The organism is Acidovorax sp. FW305-C-20-28, assembly GCF_058783375.1.
Genome location: NZ_JBYSYM010000026.1, coordinates 50,085 through 74,674, shown reverse-complemented (window position 1 = coordinate 74,674; position 24,590 = coordinate 50,085). Strand labels below are relative to the sequence as shown.

Genomic DNA, 24,590 nt, shown 5'->3' with positions numbered 1-24,590 from the left:
GCCACGCCCCAACTGAAAGACTTGCAATGACCACCGCCACCCCCGAACGATGCGCCGCCCTGCGCACTGCCCTGCTCGGCCTGCACCGCCACCTGATCGAGCTGGAGCGGCGCGACTACGAGAAGCTGCACGGCCGCCAGTCGGCCGGCGAGTTCCTGCAGGTCATGGCCTACGCCGAGTCGATGCGCTGGCTGGAACCGCTGAGCCGCCTGATCGTGATGCTCGATGAGGCCATGGAACCCGGCAACACCGATGCCAGCGATGCCCCTGAGGTGGTGGCCGGCCGGGTGCGCGAGATGCTCAAGCTGGAAGCATCGGCCGAGGCGGATTTTTCAAGCCACTACCAGCGCCACTTCCACACCTCGCCCGAACTGGCGATGGCGCATGCGGCGGTGATCCGGGCGCTGGGTTGAGCCCATCGGATGGCAAGCTAGTTCAGCACGCCCCGCGCGGCATCGCAAAATTCGTCGAACCACGCAAACGCGGCCTTGCAGCGTGCCTCGTCCGTCGTGTCCGCCGCCGAGTACAAGGCCGTGGACAGGTCGAATAGCACGCCCGCCAGCGCCTTGGGCACCATGGGCGTATCGGCGTACACCCGCGCCAGCACATGCAGCCGGTCGATGATGTCCTGCATGCGCGCCTCGTCGTGCACCGCGCCGAGGCGGCGCACCTCGTCGTAAGCGGCGTCGCAGAGGGCCAGCACTGCGTCGATCCCGGGATCGGCCGCTGGCGCCCCGCGGGGCTCAGTCATCCGGTTGCACCAGATTGATCAGATTGCCGCAGGTGTCCTCGAACAGCACCATGGTGATCGGCCCTGCGCGCATGGGCTCACCCCGGAACTGCACCCCATTGGCCTTGAGGCGCGCGTAGTCGCCCGCCAGGTCCTTGGTGATGAAGGCCGTGGCCGGAATGCCCGCCTCGAACAGCGCGCGCTGGTATACGGCAGAAGGCGGAAACGCCATGGGTTCGAGCACCAGCTCCACGCCCTCGGCCCCGTCGGGCGAGTTGACGGTGAGCCAGCGGAACGTGCCCATGGGGATGTCCTTGTCCTTCACAAAGCCCAGTTGCTCGGTGTAGAACTTCAGGGCCTTTTCCTGGTCGTCCACCAGGACGCTGGCGAGTTTGATCTGCATGGTGCTTGGCTCCTCAAAGTGGCTTGCGTGCGACGGCGTTGAGCAGGGTTTCCTCGCGCACCTTGGGCACGCCAAAGCCCAGCCATTCGAAGGCGCCCAGGTCCTTGCGGCTCCACCACAGGTAGGGCGTGCTCACCTGCTCGGGCTTCACCTCGAAGCCGGCCTCGCCCAGCATGGCCAGGAACTCGGGCGCGCTGCGCTGCACATGCATGGGGTGGCGAAACAGCAGGCGGATGACCCAGCTGTGGATGTAGGCGCGCGTGCTCTCGGCCAGCAGCAGGTGGCCGCCGGGCTTGAGCACGCGAAAGACCTCGGCCAGCGCGCTCTGCTGGTCCACGATGTGGTGCAGGGTCTGGTGGCACAGCACCAGGTCCACCGAGGCATCGGGCAGCGGGATCTTCTCGGCATGCGCATGGTGCAGGGTGACGGGGGCGCCGGCCGCCTGGCGCATGGCGTCGCAGCGCTCGGCAAAGTCGGGCTCGGGGTCCAGGGCGTGGATCTGCGTGGGGCGAAAGCGCTGCGCCAGCTCGGGCAGCGAATGGCCTTGCCCGGTGCCGATATCGAGCACCGACCCGCCCTTGGGCAGGTCAGGCGCCAGGGCCTGCAGGTCGTTGAGGGCGCGCTGCAGCACATGCACGCGCCAGGTCTCGGTGGACAGGAACCACAGGCCGAAGCGGGTCTCGGGGACAAAGGCGTGGGAGGGTGTTGCGGCCGGAGGGGACGAAAGAGAGGGCATGGATGGACGGGCTTGGGCGGAAGGCCGCCGGTTCAATGTTCTGGTTGGCGGGCCGAGGACCGATGGGGCACCGGGCGGCTTGCTCTTCATCACATGATAGGCCAAGAGAAGGCCCCACCCCCTATCCCCCAGTGCATGCAACGGTAACAGCCCTCGCCCGGCCACTCTGATTGCATCACAATTATTTGAATTCAAATGATTGTGATAAAATCGACCTCCATGAAAGAAGCCCTCTCCGATCCCCGCCACCGCATCGGCATCCGCCTGGTGGGCCTGGCCCGGCGCTGGCGCCAGGCGCTGGATGCGCGCCTGTCGGCCAGCGGCCTGAGCGATGCCACCTGGGCGCCGCTGATGCACCTGCACGAGCTGGGCAGCGACAGCGGCGTCTCGCAAAGCGCGCTGGCTGCGGCTGTGGGGCTCGATGGCTCCAGCCTGGTGCGGCTGCTCGACATCTTGGTGGAGCGCGGCCTGATCGAGCGCCGCCCCCACCCCGAGGACCGCCGCGTGAAGCTGGTGCACCTGACCGCCGCCGGCCGCCGCACCGTGGCCGCCTTGCGCAAGCAGTTGCAGGCTATCGAGTCGGAGCTGCTGGCCGACATTGGCGAACAAGAGGCATTGACGCTGCTGCGCGCCTTCGAGCGCATCGAGGCGCGCATAGCAATGCAGGCATGAGCATGCAGACCACCACCGCCACTTCCTCCACCGCCCACAGCTCGCACATGGCCAGCCTGCCGCGCCTGTTGGCCCCGGCGCGCCTGCGCGAGGCCTGCGCCATCAGCCCCCTGCCCTCGCTGCGCAATGCCGTCGTGGTGGGCCTGCAGACCGGCCTGGCTGTGCTGATCGCTGCGGGGGCCACCCACCTGTCGCCCTGGGCGCACCTGGTGGGCTATGCGGCACTGGGCGCGCTGGCGGCACTGCTGGGGCGCTTTGCGCCGGCCGGCCAGCGCCTGCCCGCCGTGCTGCGGGCGGGGGCGCTGCTGATTGGCGCGGTCGCAGTGATGTCGCTGGCCGGCATGGCGGGCGCCAGCCCGGTTGCGCTGCTGCTGTGCCTGGGCCTGCTGGCGGGCACGGTCTCGTGGCTGGCCGGGCGCTGGCAGCTGGGCCCGCCCGGCGCGGTGATCTTTGTGTTTGCCGGCTGCGCCGCCCTGGGCCCGGTGGATGGTGGGCATGCGGTGGCCGGACGCCTGCTCTTCACCCTGGCCGGCGTGGCGGCAGCCGCTGCGGTGTGCCGCGCCAGCGACTGGCTGCGCACCGCGCCCGCAGCCCCACCGCAAGCGCCCCTGGTGCAGGCACCGTGGCTGCAATTTGCCCGCATTGCCCTGTGCACCGCCTGCGCCGGCCTGCTGGCCCTGGCCGCCGGCTGGCAGCACCCGGCCTGGGCCGCCATCGGCGCCATGGCCGTGCTGCAGGGCAGCCATTTGCACACCGCCATGCACCGCGCCGTGCAGCGCACCCTGGGCACCGTGGCCGGTGCGGCACTGGCCTGGCTGGTGCTGGCGCAGCAGCCCGGCTTCTGGCCCCTGCTGGCGGCCGTGATCGTGCTGCAGCTGGCCACCGAGGTGGTGATCGGCGCCAACTACGCGCTGGGCCAGGTCTTCGTGACACCCATGGCCCTGCTCATGACCTCGCTGGCCACGCCCGGCGCCGCAGCCGGCATGCCCCTGGCGCGCGTGCTGGACACCGGGCTCGGCGCCCTGGTGGGCATGGTGTTCGCCCTGGTGTTCTCTACGCTGGAAGACCGCCTGCATCTCGCCGCCCACCATGAGCGGGCGCATGGCACCTGAGAGCGGATAACAAAACTCAGCGAAGCGGTTCTGGCTAGGCACTGCGTCGCAGGCAGTACGGGTAGTACGACAAGACGCGGCAACAACGCCAGAAGAGTTTTGTTAGCCGCTCTGAGCACAACGGTCACAGAAACCGTTCCGGCCGGTACTTGGCCAGCACAGCCAGCCGCTCGCTGGTGAGGACCTCCTGCGCTGCGAATTTGCCCAGCAGGGGCGCCAGCGTCACGCCGCTGTGGGTGGCCACCATGTACATGCCGGCGACGCCCGGCACCTTGCCGACTATGGGCAGGCCGTCCAGCGGCATGGGGCGGTAGCCCACGATCACGTCCTTGACGCGTGCCTCCTTGAGGGTCGGCCAGTACCTGGCCACCTTGGCCTTGAGGCTCTCGCCATGCATGGTGGCCAGTTCCTGCGTAGGGTGGCTGCGCAGCGCGCCCGCGTACACCGGTTCGTGCGTGGGCGTCTTGGGCGGACCGCCCACGTAGATGGCCACAGCCTCGCCATTGGGCATCTGCTTCCATTCCAGCGCGCTGGAAAAGTCGTACACCTTGCGCGTCGTCGCGGCGATGGGGTGCGTGTGAATTTTGAGCCCTGGCACGGCGTTCATGCCGATCTTCACACCCACCTTCGCCAGCAGCGCCGAGGTGTCGGTGCCGCAGGCCGACACCAGGTAGTCGAGCGGGTGGACATCACCCTTGCTGGTGCGCACACCGGTGACCTGGCCCCGGTCGAGCCGGATCTCCTCCACCGAGCAAGGGTGGAGCACCTGGGCACCCTTGGCCACGGCATAGGCCAGGATCTTTTGGGTGGTGGCCACGGGGTCGATGTGCCCGTCCTGTGGCAGATAGAAGCCGGCTTTCGTTTCGCCGGGTTCGAGGTAAGGGCTCAGCGCCTTGATGCCGGCCTCGGTGACATGCTGCGGGTTGGCGCTGGCGGTGCGCAGCACCTCTTCGCGCTGGTCCAGATTCTTGGCCTTCTGGGCATCGTCGCTCCAGCTGATGGAGCCGCCCCAGGTCACCTCCAGCTGCAAGCGCTCCTGAAAGCGATGCCACTCCACCATGCTGGCCAGGCGCAGGTCGCGGTAGTCGGCATTCACGGTACTCGGGTTGATCCACGCCAGGGACGCCCGGGTGGCGCCCGAGGCCGGCGCCTCCTTCTCGAAGACGATGACCTCAGCCCCTGCATCGGCCAGGTAGGCGGCAACCGAGGCACCGATGATGCCCGCGCCCACCACGCCGACCCGGGGCCGGTTGCCCTTGGCGAACGCCATCGCGGAAACGGAGCCTGCGCCCCATGCGGCGGCCTGGAGAAAATTGCGTCGTTGAATCATGAGGGGAAAATAATGCGTTGTGGAACTGGGTTATCCAAAAATCACCCCATGCGATTACCCATTGCGCCGAAAAACAAAATCACCCGAATATGCGGCAGCACGGCCGTTGAAAGGCCGCCAGGTGTTTAAAAACAGGTATCGATCAGGGGTGCAGGCACTGTACGGCCGGCAACCCCATGAAAACAATGACGCCGATGGCATCTGCCATTACCAAACCTGATACCCAGCCCGCGCCTGACGGCGCAGGCGCTTCAGTTCACCAACCGATCCGCCCGCAGGTTGCGCGCCTCAAACAGGCAGGCCGCCAAGTCGCGCACGATGCGCGACTTGGGCAGATCCGGCCGAAAGATCAGCAGGGTGCGAAAGTGCACCGCCGCCGAGAACGGACGGAACACCACCCCGCGCGCGGCGTAGCCGTCGGCCGCATAGGGGTTGACCAGCCCCACGCCCAGCCCCTCCATGGCCAGCGCGCAGACGGTGGACGAATTGGGCGTCTCAGCCACCACCTTGGGGCGCACGCCCTTGGATTCGAACACCTTGTCGAGCTTGCGGCGCACAGTGTCCTCGGGTGCCAGGGCAATGAAGGGCTCGCCGGCCAGGTCTTCGGGGGTGACCACCGCGCGCTCTGCCAGCGGGTGCCCGGCCGGCATGGCGCACACCGCCTTGGGCGTGGCAAAGAGCTGGTGCTCCAGGCCCGTGACATCGATCTCGTCAGCGGCCAGGCCCACGTCGAAGCGGCTGGCCATCACCAGCTCGCGCACGGAGGACGACGCCGCTACCTGCAAGGTCACCGCCATCGAGGGATGCCGCTCGCGGAACAGCCGCAGCGCATGCGGCACCAGGGTCGAGCCCATGGCCGCCAGGCTGGCCATGCGGATGTCGCCCGTGCCGAAGTCGCGGATGCGCGCCGCGCTCACGCGCAGCCGGTCCAGCCCCTGGAAGCTGCTCTCCACGTCGCGAAAGAACAGCTGCCCCTCGGCCGTGGGCACCAGCCGGCCGCGGATGCGGTCGAACAGTGGAAAGCCCGTAAGCTTCTCCAGCTCCAGGATGCTGCGGCTGATGGCCGGCTGGGTGATCTGCAGCAGGTCGGCCGCGCGCGAGGCCGAGCCGGTGACCATCACGGCGCGAAAGGCTTCTACTTGGCGAAAGTTCATGGGTCACCTATCAGGTTTGCACATGAATGACTGCATTTCAGTCATTGATTGTAATTACCTCTGATTTTAGAGTCAGCACCGAAGCCCCAGATGAATATCGATCATTGATCTGGTTATTGAAATGCAATCCAATAGGCGTGGTGTATCCCATGAATAATATTCAATCCTTGAATCGGCGCAGCACCTTGCTGGGTATGGCCGGTGCCGCCGTGGGCTCCCTGGCCCCACTGACCAAATCCTGGGCAGACCCGGTTTATCCCGACAAACCTGTCAAGCTGATCGTGCCCTGGTCGGCCGGCGGCAGCACCGATGTGCTGGCCCGCGCGGTCGGGCAGAACCTGGGCGATCTGCTGGGCAAGCCCGTGGTGGTGGACAACCGGCCCGGCGCATCGGGCCGCCTGGGTGTGGATGCGATGGCCAAGTCGGCAGCCGACGGGTACACGGCCTCGGTGATCGAGCTGGCGCACGCGATTGCGCCCTCGGTTTTCCAGAAGGTGTCCTACGACCTCATGAACGACACGGCCGCCGTCTCGTTGCTGGGCGATTCGCCGCTGGTGCTTTTCGTCAATGCGCAGAAGTACAAGGAGGGGCAGTTCCAGAACTTCCTGGCCGACGCGCGCAAGGCCGCCGACCCTTTCACCCTGGCCACCAGCGGCAACGGCAGCATCAGCCACCTGACGGCAGGCCTGTTCGCCAAGGAGCTCAAAGTCCCCTTTGACCTGATCCCCTACAAGGGCTCGGCCCCGGCCCTCACCGACATCGCAGCCGGCCTGGTCGCGGGCCACTTCTGCACGCTGGCCAGCGCCAGCAGCCTGCTGGGCGCGGGCAAGATCGTGCCGCTCATGGTCACCGGCAGCTGGCGCATCGCGCAACTGCCCCAGGTCCCTGCCGCGAGCGAGCTGCGCCTGTCCACGCTGGACTTCGGGCAGTGGTGGGCGCTGGTCGTGCCGGCCAGGACGCCCCGGCCCATCGTCGACCGGCTGTACACCTCCACCACCAAGGCGCTCGCGGACAAGCAGGTGCAGTCCCGCATCTCCAGCCTGGCCATCAACCTGCGCAGCAAGGCGCCGGACGACACCATGGCCTTCATCCGCGCCGAGGCTGCGAAGTGGGCCAAGGTGGTATCCGACCTCGGCATCAAGCCTGAATGAACACAGACAAACACATGAAAGACACCAATCCAGCAACCGGCAAGCACACCGAAGGCTTCCAGAGCCTCTCCCCCGCCGTGTGGCGCGCATCCACCGTGCTGTTCGACAACATTGCCGACTTCACCACGCGCAAGGAGCGCCTGTTCGACGGCTACACCTACGGCATCATGGGCACGCCGACCACGCGCATGCTCGAAGAGCGCATCGCCCGGCTCGAAGGCGCCAGCCACTGCATCGTCACGCCCTCGGGCCAGTCCGCGCTGTGCCAGGTGGCGCTGGCGCTGCTGGGCGCCGGCGACCACGTGCTCATCGCCGACTCGGCCTACGGCCCGCTGCGCAGCGTTGCCAGCGACTACCTGCAGCGCTTTGGCGTGGCGTGCGAAACCTTCGACCCCTGCGCGGGCGCGGAGCTGGCCGAGCGCTTCAAGCCGAACACCAAACTCATCTTTCTGGAATCGCCCGGCTCGTTGACCATGGAGATGCAGGACCTGCCGGCCATCGTGCGCGCCGCGCGGGCGGCCGGCATCACCACCGTGCTCGACAACAGCTGGGCCTCGCCGCTAGGCTTGCAGGGCGTGCCCTTGGGCATCGACATCGTAGTGGAGGCGGCATCCAAGCTGTTCGGCGGCCATTCGGACCTGCTGCTGGGCGCCATCGCCACCGACAACCGCGGCCTGTATGAAAAGCTGCGCACCGCCCAGAGCGTGCTCGGCCAGGCCGTGGGTCCCGACGACTGCTTTCTCGTGCTGCGCGGGCTGGACACCTTGGCACTGCGTTATGCCCACCAGTGCGCATCGGCCCTGGCCGTGGCCGAGCGGCTGGCGAACAATCCCCATGTGGAGCGCGTCATGTTCCCGCCCCGCCCCGGCGACGAAGGGCATGCACGCTGGGCCGCGTCCTTTCAGGCCGGCGGGTGCGTGCTGTCCTTCGTGCCCCGGCTGCAATCCATGGAGCAGGTGCACCAGTTCTTCGACGCGCTCCAGGTCTTTCGCATCGGCGCCAGCTGGGGCGGCGTGCACAGCCTGGCCGGGTACTACCCCGAGGCCGAGCAGGCCCGGCGGGCGTATTGCAAGGTCACGCAGGGCATCGTGCGCCTGGCCATTGGCGCCGAGGGGGCTGAGCTGCTGGCGGCGGATGTGGAGCAGGCGCTGCGCAGCGCTGCGGGCTGAGTCTGCAAGGTGGTCAAGCCTTCACTTCGACCACCTGCTCGAAGCCACCGAAGATCATGCGCTTGCCGTCAAAAGGCATGGGTGGGTTGCCGGGGTTGGCAGGGTCCATGCGCGGGTCTTCCACCATCTTCTTCATGCCCGCGTCGCGGGTGGCCTTGTCCGGCCACTCGACCCACGAAAAGGCCACGGTTTCCTCGGCCGTGGCCTGGACGGCGCGGCGGAAGTCGGTGAGTTTGCCGTCAGGGACATCATCGCCCCAGCCCTCGATCACGCGGATGGCGCCCAGCTCGATGAAGATCGGGTCGAACTGGCGCGCGTGCGCGATGAACTTCTGCTTGTTGGCGGTGGGGACTGCGATCACAAAACCATCGATGTAAGACATGGCTTGCTCCTGTGAAGTTGAACAAGCGACGTGCCTGTCGCGCACCCCTATCCACACGACGAACGGCGGCAGGCCCCATCGATCATGGAGTGCCGGTGCCCTCCCCACGGTAGTAGCCATGGGCCTGCACGCTGCGCTGGGCAGCGCGAACAGCCCCTCACCACTACCCGATCCTGGCCATTGGAGGAAGCTTCACATGTTGCCTGGTACACCGGGGCGCGTGCTGGACACCGTGCTCGGTGTCCTGGTGGGCATGGCGTTCGCCCTGGTGTTCTCCACGCTGGAAGACCGGATTCAGCTGGCGCAGCACCCTGCGCGGGCGCGGAGTGCCTAGTGTCCTGTCCCGCAAATAAATGCCAATAAAACCGCGTCTTTCACGCCAGGGCCGCGTTGCAAATCCTCGCGATAGCTACAGCTATCGCTGCGGTTTGCGCCTCGCCCTGCCGCGAAATCCATCGGTTTTACTTTTGGCACGTATTTACGGGACAGAACACTAGGCGCCAGCGTCTATCCCAGGTGATGAAGCCCATCGCCTTTGCATGCGCCACACCGCCATCGGCGATGATCTCGACCATGGACCACCTCGCCACCCCCGCTGCCATGATGCCCGGGCGCCGCACCGCATGAACCCCGTACTCAACGAGTCCGCCTGGCAGGACGTCTACCAGGGCTATGAAATCACCGGCGTGGCCATCCGCGACCGCGACACGCTGCAGACGCTGGCGCGCAAGGCCATACCGCACGAAGAGGCCACCCACCTGATGGACGGCCAGATCCCCACGCGCATCGCGTCGATCTTTCTGTCGGACCCCGAAGACGACAACGTGGGCTACCAGGAGCTGGAGGGCTTTGGCTACCCACGCCTGGGCGTGAGCCGCGCGCCGTTCGAGCGACCGGGGGGCATGGTGACGGCCATGGGGCGCGATGGCGACGTATGGCCTTTCGGCGGCGGTAACAACGGCCCCATGGAACAGATCGCCCCCGGGGCACGGCCGGCGACACACCGCCTCAAGTGCCTTTTCGGCACCACGTATTCCGTGGGCATCGCCCGCCAGTTGTACCGGCGCGAGGCGGTGGGCCGCTGGTCGCGCATCGAGGGCATTCCCATGTCCCTGGACGAAGCATCGCTGCAGGCGGCAGGCTTCCATGACCTGGACGCGTTTTCCGAAACGGACATGTACGCCGTGGGCGGCCACGGGGACGTGTGGCACTTCAACGGCAGCGCCTGGCGGCAGATGCAGTTTCCGAGCGACGAGCACCTGGAAACGGTGACCTGTGCCGGCGATGGCACGGTCTACATCACGGGCGAAGGGGGCTCGCTGTGGGCGGGCCAGCACTCCACCTGGCGCCTGCTGGAGCGGCGCGGGTCCAGCGTGTTGTGGAACGACGCGCGCTGGTTTGGCGGCCAGTTGTGGCTGGCGTCGGACTACCAGTTGCGCGTCTGGAACGGGCACGAACTGGTGGCACCGGAGCACGAAGGCAGGACGGTGCTCGCATCCGGCCACATGGATGCGCACGACGGCCTGCTGGTGGTGGCGGACCTGTGGTCGGTGTCGACCTTCGACGGCAGCACATGGCGAAAAATCGTGGCGCCGTATGGGGATCGCAAATAGACCCTGTGGCCGCCGACGTTGAGGTCACAGCTGTGAACAGCCTTGAACTTCTGCCCTCGGCCGCCACGATGGTTTGCGAGTGCCAAATTTCGCAAACGGGACACAAGCAGCTGCACAGATAATCCCTTCCAGATCCAACAAGGAGGGAAAGAGATGGGACGTGGACGCGAGGGGGGAAGGGTGCTGTTGGTCGTTCTGGCCGTACTGGTGCTGGCGATTGGGGCCGCCATCTACAAGAATGAGGCGCGCAAGACTGCTGCCCTGGAAGCCGCTCAGCGTGCGGCGGCTGCCGCCAAGGAGGCTGAGCTCAAGCAACAGCAGGCGCGCGCAGATGCAGAACGCGCCGCATTGGAAAAAGCCCAGGAAGAAGCCAAGACAAAGGACGCCCTGGCCCTGGCGCTCAAGGCCGTTGACGATCTTTACGTCCGTTGGCAGGACGCCAGCACGGTAGCAGGAACGACATCGCGAATTGCCCTGTCCATGCCCGTGGCCACCATGCAGGCGATCAAGCGCGAGGCGGAAAATCTCATTGTCCCGCCCTGCCTGTCCGCAGGCAAGACCGAGCTGGTGAAGGGCATGCAGGCCACCATCGATGGCTACCTGGCATTCATGCTCAACACGGAAAAGCAAGGGGACATGAAGCTCTACCTCAAGTTCGAAGAGGCCAAGCCCCACTTCGTGAACTTCAGCGCAGACCGGCAGCTTTGCCCAAAGCCCTAGAGGGCACTGGGTAGATCGGTGGTACATGCCGGGTTCGGGCCGATACTGCGCAATGCTGGCAAGCAGCCAGAACCACGCGAATGGTCAACCCACAGGAGTCAAGCATGTCTTACATCGATGGTTTCGTGATCGCGGTTCCCACGGCCAACAAGCAGAAGTTCATCGAGCACGCGCGCCAGTTCGACCCGATCTTCATCGAGCTGGGCGCCATCCGTGTGATCGAGGGCTGGGGCGATGATGTCCCGGACGGCAAGCTCACCGATTTCCGCCGCGCGGTTCAGGCCACGGCCGAGGAGACAGTGGCCTTTTCGTGGGTCGAATGGCCTGACAAGGCCACGCGCGACGCGGGCATGAAGAAGATGATGGAAGACCCACGCATGGACCCATCCAACCCCGACAACCCACCCATGCCCTTCGATGGCAAACGCATGATCTTCGGCGGCTTCGAACAGGTGGTCGAAGTGAAGGCTTGAGCCGCCCTGGCGGGCCGCGCTGCCTATCGCGCCTCCGCCTCCCCGGGGCGCGCGTGGTGCCGCCCCAGGAAGTCCCGCACGCGCGCAGCCACCTGCGGCAGATGCGTCTCCAGCAACCAATGGCCCCCATCGCCATGCAAGTCCAGCTCGGCATCGGGCACATCGCGCAGCCACGCCCGGGCGGACTTCTCGGGCATGTAGCCATCGCGCGTGCCCCAGGTGATCAGCGCGGGCGGCCGGTGTTCGCACAGCCAGGCCTGGTAGCGCGGGAACCATGCGAAGTTCTCCTTCCACCCCAGGATCACGCGCGCCTGGATATCCTTGCGCTCTTCGGTCGCCAGTTGCCAATGCAATGCCAGCAGCTCGGGCGGCATACGCGCCGCGTGCTCGCCATCCTCGGGCACGCCGTTCATGAACTCGCGCTCCCATTCCTCTCGGGTCATGCCGCTGCGCAGTGACTGCAGTGCCCGTGCCTCGGGCAGGGCCAGCACCTTGAGCAGGGCCTCGTACTTGTCCCCCAGCGCATCCTCGTAGATGTCGCCGTTCTGCACGATCAGGGCGGCCAGTTGCCCGGGCCGGCGCATGGCCGTCTGCAGCCCGATCCAGGTGCCGAAATCGTGCAGGTACAGCGCAAAGCGCTGGTCCCGGGCCACCCCCACCCCGTCCAGGAACTGCTCCAGAAAGCTCGCGAACCCGCCGAAGCTGTAGTCGAAATCCGCAGGCGTGGCGCTGAATCCGCTGGCCGGAAAATCCGGCGCCAGCAGGCGCCACCGGTCTCCCAGCAGCGGCATCAGGTTGCGGAACTCGAACGACGAGCACGGATACCCATGCGGCAGCAGCACCAGCGGCGCATCGGGCGGCCCGCACTCGCGGTAGAAGACCTCCAGGCCATCGAGATCCAGCCGCCGGTGGCGCACGGGGGTGTACACGGCCCCCCGCCGTCGCCCTGGAGGCGGTGCTTGTTGTCTGCAGCGTGGTTCATTTCGGGCATGCTCCTTGGCAGCCCATGCAGGTCATGGGCGCAATCCGGTCAGGGCATGCTAGGAAAGCCTTGCTCCGAGCGGTGTCGGACAGCATGCCGAGCGCGGACGACTCCCGTCGTCGTCACGCGGGACGCGGCCGGTTGGCCAGACCGGGCACATCATGTTTGGCGCAAGGACGTGGCAAGCCCGCCTGATCGTTACAACACGCCCCTCGCATACAGCACAGCCAACCGGTCCACCGCAGCCTGTACGAAATCCTCGGGCAGATCCTGGATGACGCGCGACGCGGGCGTGAACACGTCCGTGCCATGCTGCGCCTCGATTACCTCCAGCATGGCCATGCGTGCGTCACGGTCGAGCGGGTAGGTATCGCCGAAGTGGGCCAGCGTGGATTCCAGCGCCGCCAGCGTGATGAGCATGCCCAGGCTGCGCAGGCCATCGCGTGCCAGCAGGGCCATGTCGCCGGCGTTGTTCCAGTAGAACTGGTTGAGGGTGCCGTTCATGGTTTCGGCCTCCAGCCACCACAACGCGATCGCTTCCTGTTCTTCGCGCATCAGCGTGTCGAAGCCCTGGTCCCAGCGGTCTTCGAGTTGCTTCCAGGTGGGGCTGTTGCTTACACCCATGGGATGGTCTCCTTGGTGCGGCCCGTCAAGGCCGGGCCTTGCCCGGCGCAGTGACGAAGCGCACGACCGCATCCACCACGCCCGGCGCCAGCGGCTGGCCGGGGTTGGCATAGGTGGCCAGGTTGGCGGCCGCATCGTCGGTGGGCACGGCCTTGAGCACGTGGTTGGTGTCGGGCAGCAGCACCAGCTGGGCGGCGGGCTGGGCTTTGGCGAGCAGGCGCGCGTCCTGCGCAGGCACCTGCAGGTCCCGTTCGCCCTGGAGCACCAGCACGGGCACTTTGGCGGCGGCGATGAGCTTGGCAGGGTCTTGCGCAAAGGCGCTGATCAGAAAGCCCTGCACCGCCTCGTTGAACAGCGGATGCAAGGCGGGGTGCAGGCTGGCCGGGTCCACGCGGGCGCCGCCTTCGAGCCGGGTGATGGCGGCCAGCGCCTGGTCCAGGATGGGGGCGTTGGCGGGGTTGGCACGCAGTTGGTCGCGCAGCACCTGGCCCAGGGGCCGGCCAGGCGCGGCCGCCAGGACCAGGCCACACAGGCCACTGGCGGCATCGCCACCCTGCGCCGCCGCCAGCGCCACCAGGCCGCCTTCGCTGTGGCCCAGCACCCAGACGCAGGGCACGCCGGTGCTGCGGCGGATGGCGCCCACCCAGTTGTGCACGTCGGCCACGTAGTCGGGGACGGTGACGGCGTTGGCATCGGCCACGGCCTTGCTGCTCTCGAACATGCCGCGCTTGTCGATGCGCGCGGTGGCAATGCCTTTGGCCGCCAGGTCCTGCGCCAGCAACCGGTAGGTGGCGGCGTTCACGCCCAGGGGGTTGTTGCCATTGCGGTCCGTGGGGCCCGAGCCGGGCACGATGAGCACCACAGGCGCGCCCGCCTTGGCAGGGGCCAGCAGGCTGCCCTTGAGCGGGCCCAGCGGGCCGCGCGCCTCGATGGGCTGGTCGCGCGGGCCAGCCGCCGGCTGCGCCACCGCAGCCAGCGCCGCGGTCGACACCGCCAGGCCGAACAGAATTGCTTTCATGCCGCCGAGTATTGCCCACGGCCCGGAGCAGGGGTGTGAGAAGTCGTTGCTCCGTGGGGTATTCATCACAACCGCCACGGCGCGCCCTGCGCGAACTGCCCCACCATCCAAGCCTTGAACGCCGCCATGGCCGCTGTGCTGAAGCGCCCCGAGGGCCGCACCAGGTAGATGCCGGCATGCGCATTGAGCCCCCAGGGTGCAAGCACCGGCAGCAGGTGGCCTGCGGCAATGTCGGGGCTGACCAGCCAGTCGCCCGCAGCCATGATGCCCAGGCCCAGGCGCGCGGCGGCCAGCAGGGCCTCGTTGTCGTTGCTGATGAGGGTGCCCTGGATCTGCACCGATTCGGTCACGCCATCGCGCGTCAGGCGCCATTCGGGGTACGAGCGCAACCCCGTGAAGCCCAGGCAGTTGTGCTGCGCCAGGTCGGCCGGCACCTGCGGCGTGCCATGGCGCTGCAGGTAGGCCGGCGCCGCGCACAGAATGCGCCGGTGCTCGCACAGCCGTGTGGCGACCAGGCGGCTGTCTTCGAGCTCGCCGATGCGCACGGCCGCGTCGAAATGCTCGGCCACGATGTCGACGAACCGCTCGGCGTACTCCACCTCCACCACCACCTCGGGGTGGGCCATGGCAAAGCCCGCCACCATGGGGCTGAGCCAGCGCCGGCCCATGGCGGCGGGCATGGACAGGCGCAGCCGCCCGCGCACCTCGCGTGCGCCCTGAGCCGCCTCTTTCTCGGCCTCGGCGATGAGCAATGCGGCATGGCGCACCTTCTCGACCAGGCGCAGGCCATCGTCGGTAAAGCGCAGCTGGCGCGTGGTGCGCTCCACCAGGCGCACGCCCAGGCGCGCCTCCAGTGCAGCCAGGCGCTTGGACAGCACCGAGGGGTGCTTGTTCAGCGCCCGGCCCGCGGCCGCGAACGAGCCCTCGGCGTGCAGCGCGAGCAGCGTGGCAAGTTCATCGGCGTGTTGGCTGTCGAGCAGGTCCATGGGGCAATCGCAAAGCAGTCAGGGGGACTGTACGCCATGGCCCTGCCCATTTTTTCAGGGCACCAGGACAATCGCGCCTTGGGATCGCCCTTGCTCCAGGTCCGCATGCGCCGCCGCCACCTCGGCCAGCGGGTAGCGGCGCCAGACCTGCGGCCGGATGACGCCGGCCGCGACCGCATCGAGCACATCGCGCGCCCGCTCCTGGTACTCGGCCGCCGTGGCGGTGTGGGCCGCCAGCGAGGGCCGCGTGGCGAACAGCGAGCCCTTGGCATTGAGCGTGCCCATGTCGATGGGCGCGGGCGCGCCCGACAGCGCGCCGAAGGACACGAACAAGCCGCGCGGGCGCAGGCTGTCGAGCGAGGCCTCGAGCGACACGCGGCCGATGGGGTCGTACACCACGTCGGCGCCCTGCCCCTCTGTGGCCTGCCTCACCTGCGCTGCCAGTGTGGCCGGGTCGAACACGAAGACCTCGTGGCAGCCTGCGGCCCGCGCGCGCTCCACGCTCTCGGCCCTGGACACCACGCCGATGACCACAGCCCCCAGGTGCCGCGCCCAGGCGGCCATGATCTGGCCCAGCCCGCCCGCAGCCCCGTAGAGCACGATGCGCGTGCCCGGCCCGACCGCGTATGTCGTCTTGAGCAGATACTGCACCGTGATGCCCTTGAACAGCACGGCCGCCGCATCGTCGAACGACAACGCATGCGGCAGCTTCACCAGCCGGTCGGCCGGAAAGCGCCGCGCGCTGGCGTACGCCCCCAGCGGCCCCGTGGCATAGGCCACGCGGTCGCCCACGGCGACGTTGGTCACACCGGCGCCAACGGCCGCCACCGTGCCCGCCCCTTCGAGCCCCAGGCCCGAGGGCAAGGCAATGCGCACCGCGCCCTTGCGCTGGCTCACATCGAGCGGGTTCACGCCAATGGCAGCCTGGACGAGCCAGACCTCGCCGGGGCCGGGGGCCTCTCTCTCGGCTGATTCAAGGTGCATCACCTCGGGGGCACCGATTGCGTGAAGGACGACTTGTTGTTGCTGCGGCTGTGCCATGCGGGCTTTCCTGCTTCTTTGGGTTGGAGACCCGGCCAAGCGTAGGCATGCGCGCCCGCGCCAGCAATCAGGCTGGCTGCAGTTCAACCGTGCATGGGGTGCAGCAATGGGATGCGGGTGCGCCCTCGATCCGCTGCGCGCAAGGGCCGGTGCAAGCTCAGTCGTAGGAGTAGTGGAAGGGCCGCGGATCCCTTTTGGGCCAGAGGTTGGTGAAGTCCTCGCCCGTGGCTTCGCGGAACGCCACCCGCACTTTCTTCTCCACCTTGTTCGTGCCCAGATACTTCCGGAAAGTCAGAAAGGCCGCATTGGGATAGCCGGTGTAGATGAAGAAGTTGACGGTGCCCGAACCCACATCGTGCCCATCCACGTCGCAGGTCTTGGGCATGCAGGCGATCAGGCGGTCTTCAAAGGCATGTACCTCGTCCAGCGAGGTGAAGTAGCTATCGGGGAACTGGATGACCAGTTGGCAGCGCACAGGCTCGGTCGTCATGGACAGTCTGGATTGAAGGGGTTGCAGACGGAAATTCCGGTCGGCATTGTGCCGCGCGCGGGCGCCAGGCCATTCGTGACCAGGTGTTTTTTGTGTGTGCATACGGCAGCGAAACTGATAGAACGGCCGCATGCGCAACACTGTTCCAGCTCCCCTCCTCTGGCTTGGGGTCCTGCTCGCCGGCCTGCTGCTTCTGGCCGCTGCGCCTGCCCGGGCCACTACGCTCAGCACGGGGTACGACACTTCGTGCTCCGTCTCCAACGACTGGGTGGCCCAGTGCTGGGGCGCCGTGCCACTGGCCAAGACCAGCACCGCGGGCATTGCCGACCTGCGCGCGGGCAAGGGCTTCAACTGCGCACTGCGCAAGGACGAAACCGTGAGCTGCTGGGGCGACATGGGCAGCCTCTCGTTCGGCCCCGCCACGGCAGACACACCAGGCCAGGCCATCGCCGGGGTGCGGCAGGCCAACCAACTGGCCGTGGGCGCCACCCATGGGTGCGCGCTCAGCCAGGCAGTGGTGTACTGCTGGGGCGACGGCAGCCGAGGCCAGCGCGCCGCACCGGTGAACGCTACGCCATCAGCGCAGGCCACCTACGTGGAGGGCTTGTACGAAGTGGCCCGCGTGGCCGCCGGCAACGGCAGCACCTGCGGGGTCAAGCGCGATGGCAGCGTGTGGTGCTACGGCAGCGGCACCCCGCAGCTCACAGCGCCGGGTGGCATGGCCCCGGCCCCTGGCACGGGCACCCGGGTGCCGGGCATCGGCGACGCGGTGGACGTGGCCCTTTTCGACGGCCACGCCTGCGTGCTGCGCAAGACCGGCGCCATCGCCTGCTGGGGCAGCAATGCCAAGGGAGAGCTGGGCACGCCGGCCAGTGCCACGCCGGTGAGCACGCCGGTGGATGTGCCGGGCCTGGGCGGCGCGGCCAAGGCCGTTGCCGTGGGGCCGGGCTATACCTGCGCCGGGCTCGCCGATGGAACCGTGAAGTGCTGGGGTAGCAATGCCAGCATGCAGCTGGGCATAGGCTACCACCGGGAATCCGCCACACCGGAAACCGGCAAGGTGCTGGGCGTCGCCGATGCCATCTCCGTCAGTGCAGGCGCAACGCATGCCTGCGCAGTGCTCGATGGCGGCTACATCAACTGCTGGGGCATCGGCATCGGCCGTGGCGATGGCCTTTGCGATACCGTGGGGGCCTACTACCCGGGTGTGCAGTACAGCTACCCCAGCACCAATCTCGCGGCCTGCTTCAATGGGGCGTCCGCCACGCCCTATGCTGTGTTGGGACTTGGCCCGCTGGCCGATGCAAACCAGGTGCTGGACTGGGCAGAGGCCAGCCTGCCACGGACCTTCCCACCCCAGTTCAACATTCCGTTCATCTTCAACGGCATCCGCAACTACCTGGTCCGCGCCTACCCTGGCAACACTTATCTCGCGGTCAATGGCCACGGCACGCCGCACCTGATGTACCTGGGCCCCGACAGTGGCGGCCAGTTGCGCGACCTGGGCCGCCTGGCCCAGTGGGCGCAGCAAGTGCGCGCCTCGCAGCCCGTGACGCCCCCCATCAACACCACGCTGCAACTGCTGCAGACGCAGGTCAACGTGGATTTCTTTCCCGGGGCCCATCGCACCGGCTGCAACAACCTGTCCGTCGGGTACGAGTTGAAGGCCACCGCGGGCAACACCCTGCCCGCGGGATTCATGCCGACCTCGGTCCGGCTGCTCAAGGGCGACACCTACGTCGATGTACCGAACCTCCGCGAGGAGAGCAGATCCCCTGTGGCACCTGGCACCTACGTGGGCAGGGCCTGGGGTTGCCCCGCCACGCTGATCCGCGGCGGCGAGGAGGTGGAGGTGGTGCTGTACTTCACCATCGGCGGCGAGGCAGGACAGGTGCGGGCCAACGTAAAAGTGAAAGTGACGGAATCGTCCTGAGGGCCTGCCCTCACAACGCCACGCCGGATCGATCAGGCCCCGCGTCCGGCGGATCCGCGAATGCGGCCCCGCCGGCCCGCTCGGCGTGGATGCACAACACACGGAGTATCGAGCGCAACCAGCAGGGCCTTTGCAGGACACCGCCACACCGACGGCGCGCCCACGGGGGTGGATGACACCAACCATGGTGCAAGGCCCTGGCAGCGCCGTCGAGCGCTGAAAGGCGCGAGCGCTCAGCCACCCGCAGTGAACTCACCGTCCATGCACCTGCTCCACATACAACCCCAGCCAGGACAACTTCCCAGACACTTCAACCGTGCCACCAGCCGGCGGCATGGTGCCCTCCAGGCGCCGGTGCAGGCAGATCCCGGAAGAAGTCGCACCCCGCAGCTCGAATGCCGCAATATGGCTGCACCCCCGGCGTGAGTAACGCTGCTCGACGGACGCCACCTGCACCTCCACGCGGGCAAGCGAACCCAAGGTCCACCCCAGCAGCGCGGCCCAGCCCCAGGGCGCCGTGGCCACCATGCAGGCACTGAGCCCCACCGATGCGGGGTACGCAAACAGCCAACGCCCGACCCAGCTGCGCGCACGGGGTTCGTGCGCCTGCTCCATCCGCATCGCAATGAACCACAGGGCTGCAAACACTGGCAGCAATCCGAGAAAAAGCCGCCACGCCAGCGGACCGTATGCGACCTCGCCAAACCACATGAATCGTTGTGCCAGGCCCAGCCCGAGGACTGTGCCGATCACCGGGTAGGCAACGGCCAGCAGCACCAAAATCCGGTACTTGCGCGGCACCATCCAGCGCCTGGGCGCTTTGGCCGGCGCATCGAAGTTCCAGGGCCTGCGATTCTTGCGGGCCGCCTCCCGTGCCTTCATCTCGCGCACCTGGGCCTCGCCAATCGCCAACAAGCGCGCCTCGATGCGGGCCGCCTCCTGTTCGTCCGGGTTCACCCTTGGCCCAGGCCTTGCGGGCTCCATTCCAGGCGGGTCGGCCACATCGCCCGCACCGGCACCAGTTGGTGCGCCATGGGGACCATCGCCCATCCGACTGCTGGCCGGCAGACGGAAATCCGTGCGCTCACTTGGCATGGATCTCCCGCACATACAAGCCCAGCCGTGAACCACGGCCATACACCGCCACCGCATCCCCGGCTTTGGGAGCCTTCGCGGCCAGGCGCTCTTCCACGCAGATGCGCGCAACCGCACCTTGGAATTCCAGGCGGGCATGCTGACCGCAGCGGGCATGGATGCGCAGCACATCGATGGAAAGCATCCGAGCCTCCACACGCAGAGCAGCGTGGCCGAAGAACAGGAATCCCCCGCCCATGGCCCACTCAAAATAGACGCCACCGCACACGAAGACGAGCGCCGCTACCGCGGGAATGGCGACCCAGTGGGGCAGCAAGACCCTGGCGCGCTCCTGCTCCCGCTCAAGCCGGGCCAGCCGCAGGTACCGCGCCCGCAGCGGCTGGATGGCCCCCATGCCTTTGCGAACCTCGCCCAACACCCGCGCTTCAGAGCGCCGCTGTATGGCCGCCAGTTCCTCGGGGGTCTGCCTGCGCCTTCGCCCCCTGGCCTCACCTGGCATGCACCGCCCCTACATGCAGCCCCCAGCGCGACACGAGCCCCGACACAACCACGGCATCGCCGGCACGCGGCATCACGCCCGACAAGGCGGTGTTCACGCACACCCGGCCCGTGCTGCCGCGAAATTCCAAGCGGGCGTATTGATTGCAGCTGCTGGATATCTGCGGTGGCTCCACCGACACCACGCGGGCCTCCACGCGAGCTGGCTTGCCCACCAGCTCGCCGAGGTATGCGGCCCAGCCCCAGGGAGCGGCCCCCAGCGCTGCGGCAGCCAGCAAGGCTGCAATGGGGTACACGACCATCTGCCGAAAGAACCAGGTAGGCATCTGCCGCACCCACCAGGGCCCCAGCACTTCCGTGCGACACAGTGCCCAGTAGCACAGTGGCGCCGCGGCCAGCACCAGCCAGGGCGTGGCAGCGCGCAGGCTGGCATGGCCTGAGACGAGGAAATGGTCGCCCCGCATCATCTCGAAGACCGCACCGCCAAAGGCGAAGACGAGCATGGCCACGAAGACCATGGCCAGCTTGTAAGGCACGAACAGACGCAGGGCAGGCTGCTGCAGTTGCTGCTCGCGCCGCCGCTGGGCCTGCCGCATCCGCGCGCGGCGCTCCCGATCCTTTTGCTTTTGCACCTCGCTCTGCACGCGCGACTGGGCACGCTGCTGGGCGGCGGCCAGCTCCTCGCGGCTGCGGCGGCGCTGTGCTGGCGCATCGGTTGCGCGGGCGGTGCTTCCGGATGTGGCTGCGCTCGTTGCATGGGCAGCTGGCAGCGCAGGGGCCAGGCTTTCGGGGTGGCGGTGGTCTCTCATGGTGTATTTTTTATGGCTCGAAAACTCCCTCGCAGCCATCGTAAACGCAGCTCCTGAATCGACCCATTTCGCGTTTGCCATGCAGCTTGTGGGTGCTTTGGGCCGCCCTTAAGGCACCAGAGCAACCGCAGGCAACCCAGCGCACCACGGCACCAAAGAGCCTGCAGCATTCATGTTTGTCACGTACCATGGCACGCCCTGCCGCAACTGTTTGTTTTGACCGAAAAGGAGCTGGACCACCATGTGCGATTCAAATGACCATGACGATCTCCACAAGTACACCCGCCGCGACTTTGCTGCGTGGGCTGCATCGGCCGGCCTGCTGACCGCCCTGCCCGCGGTGGCCAATGCTGCAGCGGTGGCCGAGCGTGACGTGACCATCACCACACCGGATGGAGCCTGCGATGCCTACTTCGTCGCACCCACATCGGGCCCTGCCCCCGGGGTGCTGGTGTGGCCCGACGTGTTCGGCCTGCGCCCGGCCTTCCGCCAGATGGGCAAGCGCCTGGCCGAGTCGGGCTACAGCGTGCTCGTAGTCAACCCCTTCTACCGGCAGAAGAAGGCGCCAACGGCTCCCCAGGGCGGCCAGACGCCGATTGCCGAGGTGTTACCCCTGATGCAGGCCCTGACCCCCGCCATGCACCTGAGCGACGGCAAGACCTTCGTGGCCTGGCTCGATGCCCAGGCCGAGGTGGACAAGGCGCGCAAGATCGGCACCACCGGCTACTGCATGGGCGGGCCAATTGCGGTGCGCACGGCCCTGGTGGCGTCGGGCCGTGTGGGTGCGGTGGCCAGCTTCCATGGCGCCGCCATGGTCACGCCCGCGCCTGACAGCCCCCACCGCCTGGTGGCGCAGACCAAGGCGCAGTACCTGATTGCGATTGCCGAGAACGACGACACCAAAGACCCCGAGTCCAAGACCAGCCTGCGCACCGCATTCGAAGGCGCCAAGCTGCAGGCCGAGGTCGAGGTCTACCCGGCCGCCCATGGCTGGTGCCCGCCCGACACCCGCGTTTACGACGCCGCCCAGGCCGACCGCGCCTGGGCACGCCTCTTGGCCACCTTCAGCAAGGCCCTGGTGTGAAGTGAAGCCCCCCTGAGGCGCTTCGCGCCTTCACCCCTCTCTCATATTGCTTCGCAATCTGGGAGGGGGACGCCCCCGGTGCACGCAAGCGGAGCGCCGCCTACGCGGCTTGGCGGCCCTTGCACGGGGGCACTGGCCTTGGCAGCGCCAGTTTCATGCGTCGCGGGTGACGCGAAGCGCAACGCTCAACCGGCACCCGCTTAAATGAATGCATGCCCGAGCGCCGCGGCGTCAGGGATGCAGGGGCTTGCCGGGTTGTCACCTTGGCAAGCCCGGGGGCTCACCCCCTCCCGCGAAACGATCGCATCAGCATCCAGATGCACACGGCCATGCCGACCAGCGGGATCGCTGCCACGGCGGCCACCAGGGCGCGCGCGGCCGGGCCCCACTCGAAATCGCGCCCCGTGCGCCAAGCGCCGAAAGCAGCGACCAGGCCCAGCACGACCATGCCGTTTTTGAAGCTGGCCCCCGGCTTGACGAAGGCAATCAACAGCACCACGCTGGCCGCACCAATGGCCAGGGCCAGGTGGCCCAGGTGCAGCGAGATGCTCAGGTTCGATGACTCGCTGTGGTGGCCGCGGCGGCGCGCAGCGGCGTGGCGCTCGTGGTCACCATCCCCATCATCATCATCGTCTTCTTCATCCACGCGGTTGCGCGCGCGGGCTGCGGAGGGCGCCTGCGACGATGGCGAAGCGGCGGGCATGGACGACGGCGTGGCGCCTCCACCGGTTCGGCCCCAGTCCGCGGCGGACAGCCCTGCTGCCGCACCAGCCGCGGCGCCACCGCCAACAGCCCGCCCCACCCCTGCCCCGGCGCTGCCGCCGGACTGCAGCCCCTTCTCGCGCAGCACGGCACGCAGGCGGCCAGGCTCGCGCAGGGCGGCCACCAGGGCGCGCACGAGGCCTTGCTCGTGGGGGGCAATCTTGAGGCTGTCCACGCGCACGGTGGTGCCACGCGTGTTGGCCAGCATGAACAGGGCCTGCGCCACCAGCCGGTCCGCCGGGCCGCCCGTCCCGTTCTCGATGGCCACGCCCAGGTTGTAGGTGCCGTCGGCGTGCCCTTCCTCGGCCGCCTGGGCATACCAGTCGCGGGCCTGGGCCAGGTTGACGACACCGCCCTCGCGGCCGTGCTCGTCCAGCGTGCCCATGTAGAAAGCGGCGTGCGGGTTGCCCTCGCGCGCGAACCAGCCGACCAGGTCGCGTGCGACCGAGCCCGTCCACAGCGCAGGGGCCGTGGCGGCGGGGGCGCGCTCCACCGGCGCCAGGCTCAGGCCGCCCGGCGATTCGGCAGCCTCCTCGCTGCGCGCAACCTTTTGCGTCTGCAGTTCCTGCTCGCGCGCGGCGGCGCTCCACCTCGCGGCCAGGGCCGCGTCCACCGGGCCGCCCCAGCCGCGCTCGTGCATCAGCGCCATCAGGCGCTTGGCGGGCAGGTGGTCCCAGTCCACGGCGCGCTGGCACCAGTAGCGGGCCATATCGAAGGCGGGCTCCTCCCAACCGATCACCGACTCCAGCGCCGTCTGGAAAGCCGCCACCTCATGGCCCAACGCAGCCGCGGCGCGCAGGGCATCGGCGGCCTCGATACGCCTCCTGGTGTAGAGCATCATCTGCTCGTTGTGGGTGAAAGCATCGTCGAGCGCCTTGCGCTCGCCGTCGATGATGGCCAGCAGCATCTCGCCCGACGCGGACCGCAGGCGCGCCAGCAGGGTCTGTATGCGTCCCTTGGCCTCGACCGGAAAGCGCTCGTAAAAAGCCTCGGCGTCCTCCCGTGTGGCCCGGTCGTGCGCGCCCATCATCTGCAGCGCGGCGGCCAGCTCGAAGTGGCGGCGCCGGTCGAGCGTGCCAAAGCGCAGCGCCCGGCCCAGTGCATACAGGGCGTGCGGGTTGCCGCGCGCCGCATGGCGGCGGTATTCGGCCCAGGCCGTGTCCAGGTCGCCGGCCTTGCGCGCGGCCTCGGCGTGGCGGACCTGCAGGTCGGGCTCCTCGGGCGTGTCGCCATTGCCCAGGTAGTGCACGCCGCTTTGCGGGTCGTACAGGTTCAGGCCCAGCCGGGTGGCCTGCTCCCAGGCCAGGTTGAAGGCGGCGTCCCAATGCTCCGTGCGGGTGTTGATGCCAAAGCCCAGCGTGGCATCGTCGGTGACGCCGTCCTCGCTGCCATCGAGCCACACGTCCATCTCTTCGGGGTAGCGCTCCTGCAGCACCCGCCCCCATTCCAGGAACTTGGGGTTCTGCCCTGGCGGCGGGCTGTCCGAGATGCGCTCGAATTGCGCATCGGCCTCCTTCTTGGTGGTCGGCCATGGCCAGTCAACTGGCTTTTCCCACAGTTGAAGCGTGTAACTCATGCTCGCTACCCTCCCAGGCTTGGCGTCGTCAGTGTTCTCGTCGGATT

At 67.8% G+C, this 24,590-nt stretch carries 27 protein-coding genes; 11 read left to right on the top strand and 16 right to left on the bottom strand.

Features of this window, described 5'->3' with window-relative positions:
• Nucleotides 1-26: 26 nt before the first annotated feature.
• Nucleotides 27-413, top strand: coding sequence for a hypothetical protein (locus AC3WOH_RS25555; protein ID WP_492232142.1), 387 nt, complete (start codon nucleotides 27-29; stop codon nucleotides 411-413).
• A 17-nt stretch (nucleotides 414-430) separates the two neighbouring features.
• Here AC3WOH_RS25555 and AC3WOH_RS25550 read toward each other — a convergent pair whose 3' ends face one another.
• Genes AC3WOH_RS25550 through AC3WOH_RS25540 form a run of 3 tightly spaced genes read right to left on the bottom strand, consistent with a single transcriptional unit; the run spans nucleotide 431 to nucleotide 1,869 of the window.
• Nucleotides 431-751, bottom strand: coding sequence for a hypothetical protein (locus AC3WOH_RS25550; RefSeq protein ID WP_492232141.1), 321 nt, complete (start codon nucleotides 749-751; stop codon nucleotides 431-433).
• On the bottom strand, nucleotides 744-1,133 hold the full coding sequence (locus AC3WOH_RS25545; RefSeq protein WP_492232140.1) for a VOC family protein: 390 nt from the start codon (nucleotides 1,131-1,133) through the stop codon (nucleotides 744-746). Before AC3WOH_RS25545 ends, AC3WOH_RS25550 begins: the two co-directional genes overlap by 8 nt.
• A 13-nt stretch (nucleotides 1,134-1,146) precedes the next feature.
• Nucleotides 1,147-1,869, bottom strand: coding sequence for a class I SAM-dependent methyltransferase (locus AC3WOH_RS25540; protein ID WP_492232139.1), 723 nt, complete (start codon nucleotides 1,867-1,869; stop codon nucleotides 1,147-1,149).
• A gap of 219 nt (nucleotides 1,870-2,088) precedes the next feature.
• On the opposite strand from AC3WOH_RS25540, the gene AC3WOH_RS25535 reads away from it, so the two are divergent.
• Both AC3WOH_RS25535 and AC3WOH_RS25530 read left to right on the top strand, forming a co-directional pair.
• Nucleotides 2,089-2,541 (top strand): MarR family winged helix-turn-helix transcriptional regulator, encoded by a 453-nt coding sequence (locus AC3WOH_RS25535; protein WP_492232138.1) that lies wholly within the window; start codon nucleotides 2,089-2,091, stop codon nucleotides 2,539-2,541.
• Nucleotides 2,542-2,543: 2 nt separating this feature from the next.
• The gene (locus tag AC3WOH_RS25530; protein WP_492232137.1) at nucleotides 2,544-3,653 is read left to right on the top strand and encodes an FUSC family protein; all 1,110 of its coding nucleotides are present in this window, start codon (nucleotides 2,544-2,546) and stop codon (nucleotides 3,651-3,653) included.
• Between the two features lie 124 nt (nucleotides 3,654-3,777).
• Here the strand turns inward: AC3WOH_RS25530 and AC3WOH_RS25525 are convergent, their stop codons facing one another.
• Entirely contained in the window at nucleotides 3,778-4,923 is a 1,146-nt protein-coding gene (locus tag AC3WOH_RS25525) for an NAD(P)/FAD-dependent oxidoreductase (protein ID WP_492232136.1), read from the bottom strand.
• Nucleotides 4,924-5,234: 311 nt separating this feature from the next.
• On the bottom strand, nucleotides 5,235-6,137 hold the full coding sequence (locus tag AC3WOH_RS25520; protein ID WP_492232135.1) for a LysR substrate-binding domain-containing protein: 903 nt from the start codon (nucleotides 6,135-6,137) through the stop codon (nucleotides 5,235-5,237).
• A gap of 149 nt (nucleotides 6,138-6,286) precedes the next feature.
• Here AC3WOH_RS25520 and AC3WOH_RS25515 point away from each other — a divergent pair, with 149 nt between their 5' ends.
• Both AC3WOH_RS25515 and AC3WOH_RS25510 read left to right on the top strand, forming a co-directional pair.
• On the top strand, nucleotides 6,287-7,288 hold the full coding sequence (locus AC3WOH_RS25515) for a tripartite tricarboxylate transporter substrate-binding protein (protein ID WP_492232134.1): 1,002 nt from the start codon (nucleotides 6,287-6,289) through the stop codon (nucleotides 7,286-7,288).
• Nucleotides 7,289-7,302: 14 nt separating this feature from the next.
• Complete coding sequence (locus AC3WOH_RS25510; protein ID WP_492232133.1) at nucleotides 7,303-8,457, top strand: trans-sulfuration enzyme family protein; 1,155 nt, start codon at nucleotides 7,303-7,305, stop codon at nucleotides 8,455-8,457.
• A 13-nt stretch (nucleotides 8,458-8,470) separates the two neighbouring features.
• Here the strand turns inward: AC3WOH_RS25510 and AC3WOH_RS25505 are convergent, their stop codons facing one another.
• On the bottom strand, nucleotides 8,471-8,839 hold the full coding sequence (locus tag AC3WOH_RS25505) for a DUF1428 domain-containing protein (protein WP_492232132.1): 369 nt from the start codon (nucleotides 8,837-8,839) through the stop codon (nucleotides 8,471-8,473).
• A gap of 196 nt (nucleotides 8,840-9,035) precedes the next feature.
• Between AC3WOH_RS25505 and AC3WOH_RS25500 the strand changes: the two genes are divergently transcribed.
• The 4 genes from AC3WOH_RS25500 (at nucleotide 9,036) to AC3WOH_RS25485 (ending at nucleotide 11,645) form a co-directional block, all read left to right on the top strand.
• Entirely contained in the window at nucleotides 9,036-9,173 is a 138-nt protein-coding gene (locus AC3WOH_RS25500; protein WP_492232131.1) for a hypothetical protein, read from the top strand.
• Between the two features lie 289 nt (nucleotides 9,174-9,462).
• Nucleotides 9,463-10,452, top strand: a complete 990-nt coding sequence (locus tag AC3WOH_RS25495; protein WP_492232130.1) for a hypothetical protein — start codon at nucleotides 9,463-9,465, stop codon at nucleotides 10,450-10,452.
• Between the two features lie 153 nt (nucleotides 10,453-10,605).
• Nucleotides 10,606-11,172: a hypothetical protein gene (locus AC3WOH_RS25490; protein ID WP_492232129.1), complete on the top strand. Its 567-nt coding sequence runs from the start codon at nucleotides 10,606-10,608 to the stop codon at nucleotides 11,170-11,172.
• Between the two features lie 104 nt (nucleotides 11,173-11,276).
• Nucleotides 11,277-11,645 (top strand): DUF1428 domain-containing protein, encoded by a 369-nt coding sequence (locus tag AC3WOH_RS25485; RefSeq protein WP_492232128.1) that lies wholly within the window; start codon nucleotides 11,277-11,279, stop codon nucleotides 11,643-11,645.
• 23 nt (nucleotides 11,646-11,668) lie between these two features.
• Here the strand turns inward: AC3WOH_RS25485 and AC3WOH_RS25480 are convergent, their stop codons facing one another.
• From AC3WOH_RS25480 to AC3WOH_RS25455, 6 genes are all read right to left on the bottom strand, one after another.
• Nucleotides 11,669-12,574 (bottom strand): alpha/beta fold hydrolase, encoded by a 906-nt coding sequence (locus AC3WOH_RS25480; protein WP_492232127.1) that lies wholly within the window; start codon nucleotides 12,572-12,574, stop codon nucleotides 11,669-11,671.
• A gap of 251 nt (nucleotides 12,575-12,825) precedes the next feature.
• The gene (locus AC3WOH_RS25475; protein ID WP_492232126.1) at nucleotides 12,826-13,251 is read right to left on the bottom strand and encodes a DMP19 family protein; all 426 of its coding nucleotides are present in this window, start codon (nucleotides 13,249-13,251) and stop codon (nucleotides 12,826-12,828) included.
• A 25-nt stretch (nucleotides 13,252-13,276) separates the two neighbouring features.
• Nucleotides 13,277-14,269, bottom strand: coding sequence for an alpha/beta hydrolase (locus AC3WOH_RS25470; RefSeq protein ID WP_492232125.1), 993 nt, complete (start codon nucleotides 14,267-14,269; stop codon nucleotides 13,277-13,279).
• A gap of 65 nt (nucleotides 14,270-14,334) precedes the next feature.
• Nucleotides 14,335-15,255, bottom strand: a complete 921-nt coding sequence (locus AC3WOH_RS25465; RefSeq protein ID WP_492232124.1) for a LysR family transcriptional regulator — start codon at nucleotides 15,253-15,255, stop codon at nucleotides 14,335-14,337.
• A 54-nt stretch (nucleotides 15,256-15,309) separates the two neighbouring features.
• Nucleotides 15,310-16,296 (bottom strand): quinone oxidoreductase family protein, encoded by a 987-nt coding sequence (locus AC3WOH_RS25460; protein ID WP_492232123.1) that lies wholly within the window; start codon nucleotides 16,294-16,296, stop codon nucleotides 15,310-15,312.
• Nucleotides 16,297-16,453: 157 nt separating this feature from the next.
• Complete coding sequence (locus tag AC3WOH_RS25455; RefSeq protein ID WP_492232122.1) at nucleotides 16,454-16,786, bottom strand: hypothetical protein; 333 nt, start codon at nucleotides 16,784-16,786, stop codon at nucleotides 16,454-16,456.
• A 130-nt stretch (nucleotides 16,787-16,916) separates the two neighbouring features.
• On the opposite strand from AC3WOH_RS25455, the gene AC3WOH_RS25450 reads away from it, so the two are divergent.
• Nucleotides 16,917-18,719, top strand: coding sequence for an RCC1 domain-containing protein (locus tag AC3WOH_RS25450; RefSeq protein ID WP_492232121.1), 1,803 nt, complete (start codon nucleotides 16,917-16,919; stop codon nucleotides 18,717-18,719).
• A gap of 252 nt (nucleotides 18,720-18,971) precedes the next feature.
• Here the strand turns inward: AC3WOH_RS25450 and AC3WOH_RS25445 are convergent, their stop codons facing one another.
• The 3 genes from AC3WOH_RS25445 to AC3WOH_RS25435 form a co-directional block, all read right to left on the bottom strand.
• Complete coding sequence (locus tag AC3WOH_RS25445) at nucleotides 18,972-19,676, bottom strand: hypothetical protein (protein ID WP_492232120.1); 705 nt, start codon at nucleotides 19,674-19,676, stop codon at nucleotides 18,972-18,974.
• Nucleotides 19,677-19,803: 127 nt separating this feature from the next.
• Nucleotides 19,804-20,208, bottom strand: a complete 405-nt coding sequence (locus tag AC3WOH_RS25440; protein ID WP_492232119.1) for a hypothetical protein — start codon at nucleotides 20,206-20,208, stop codon at nucleotides 19,804-19,806.
• A 94-nt stretch (nucleotides 20,209-20,302) separates the two neighbouring features.
• Nucleotides 20,303-21,121, bottom strand: coding sequence for a hypothetical protein (locus AC3WOH_RS25435; RefSeq protein WP_492232118.1), 819 nt, complete (start codon nucleotides 21,119-21,121; stop codon nucleotides 20,303-20,305).
• Nucleotides 21,122-21,362: 241 nt separating this feature from the next.
• Here AC3WOH_RS25435 and AC3WOH_RS25430 point away from each other — a divergent pair, with 241 nt between their 5' ends.
• Complete coding sequence (locus AC3WOH_RS25430; protein WP_492232117.1) at nucleotides 21,363-22,205, top strand: dienelactone hydrolase family protein; 843 nt, start codon at nucleotides 21,363-21,365, stop codon at nucleotides 22,203-22,205.
• A gap of 280 nt (nucleotides 22,206-22,485) precedes the next feature.
• Here the strand turns inward: AC3WOH_RS25430 and AC3WOH_RS25425 are convergent, their stop codons facing one another.
• Complete coding sequence (locus tag AC3WOH_RS25425) at nucleotides 22,486-24,543, bottom strand: tetratricopeptide repeat protein (RefSeq protein ID WP_492232116.1); 2,058 nt, start codon at nucleotides 24,541-24,543, stop codon at nucleotides 22,486-22,488.
• Nucleotides 24,544-24,590: the final 47 nt, after the last annotated feature.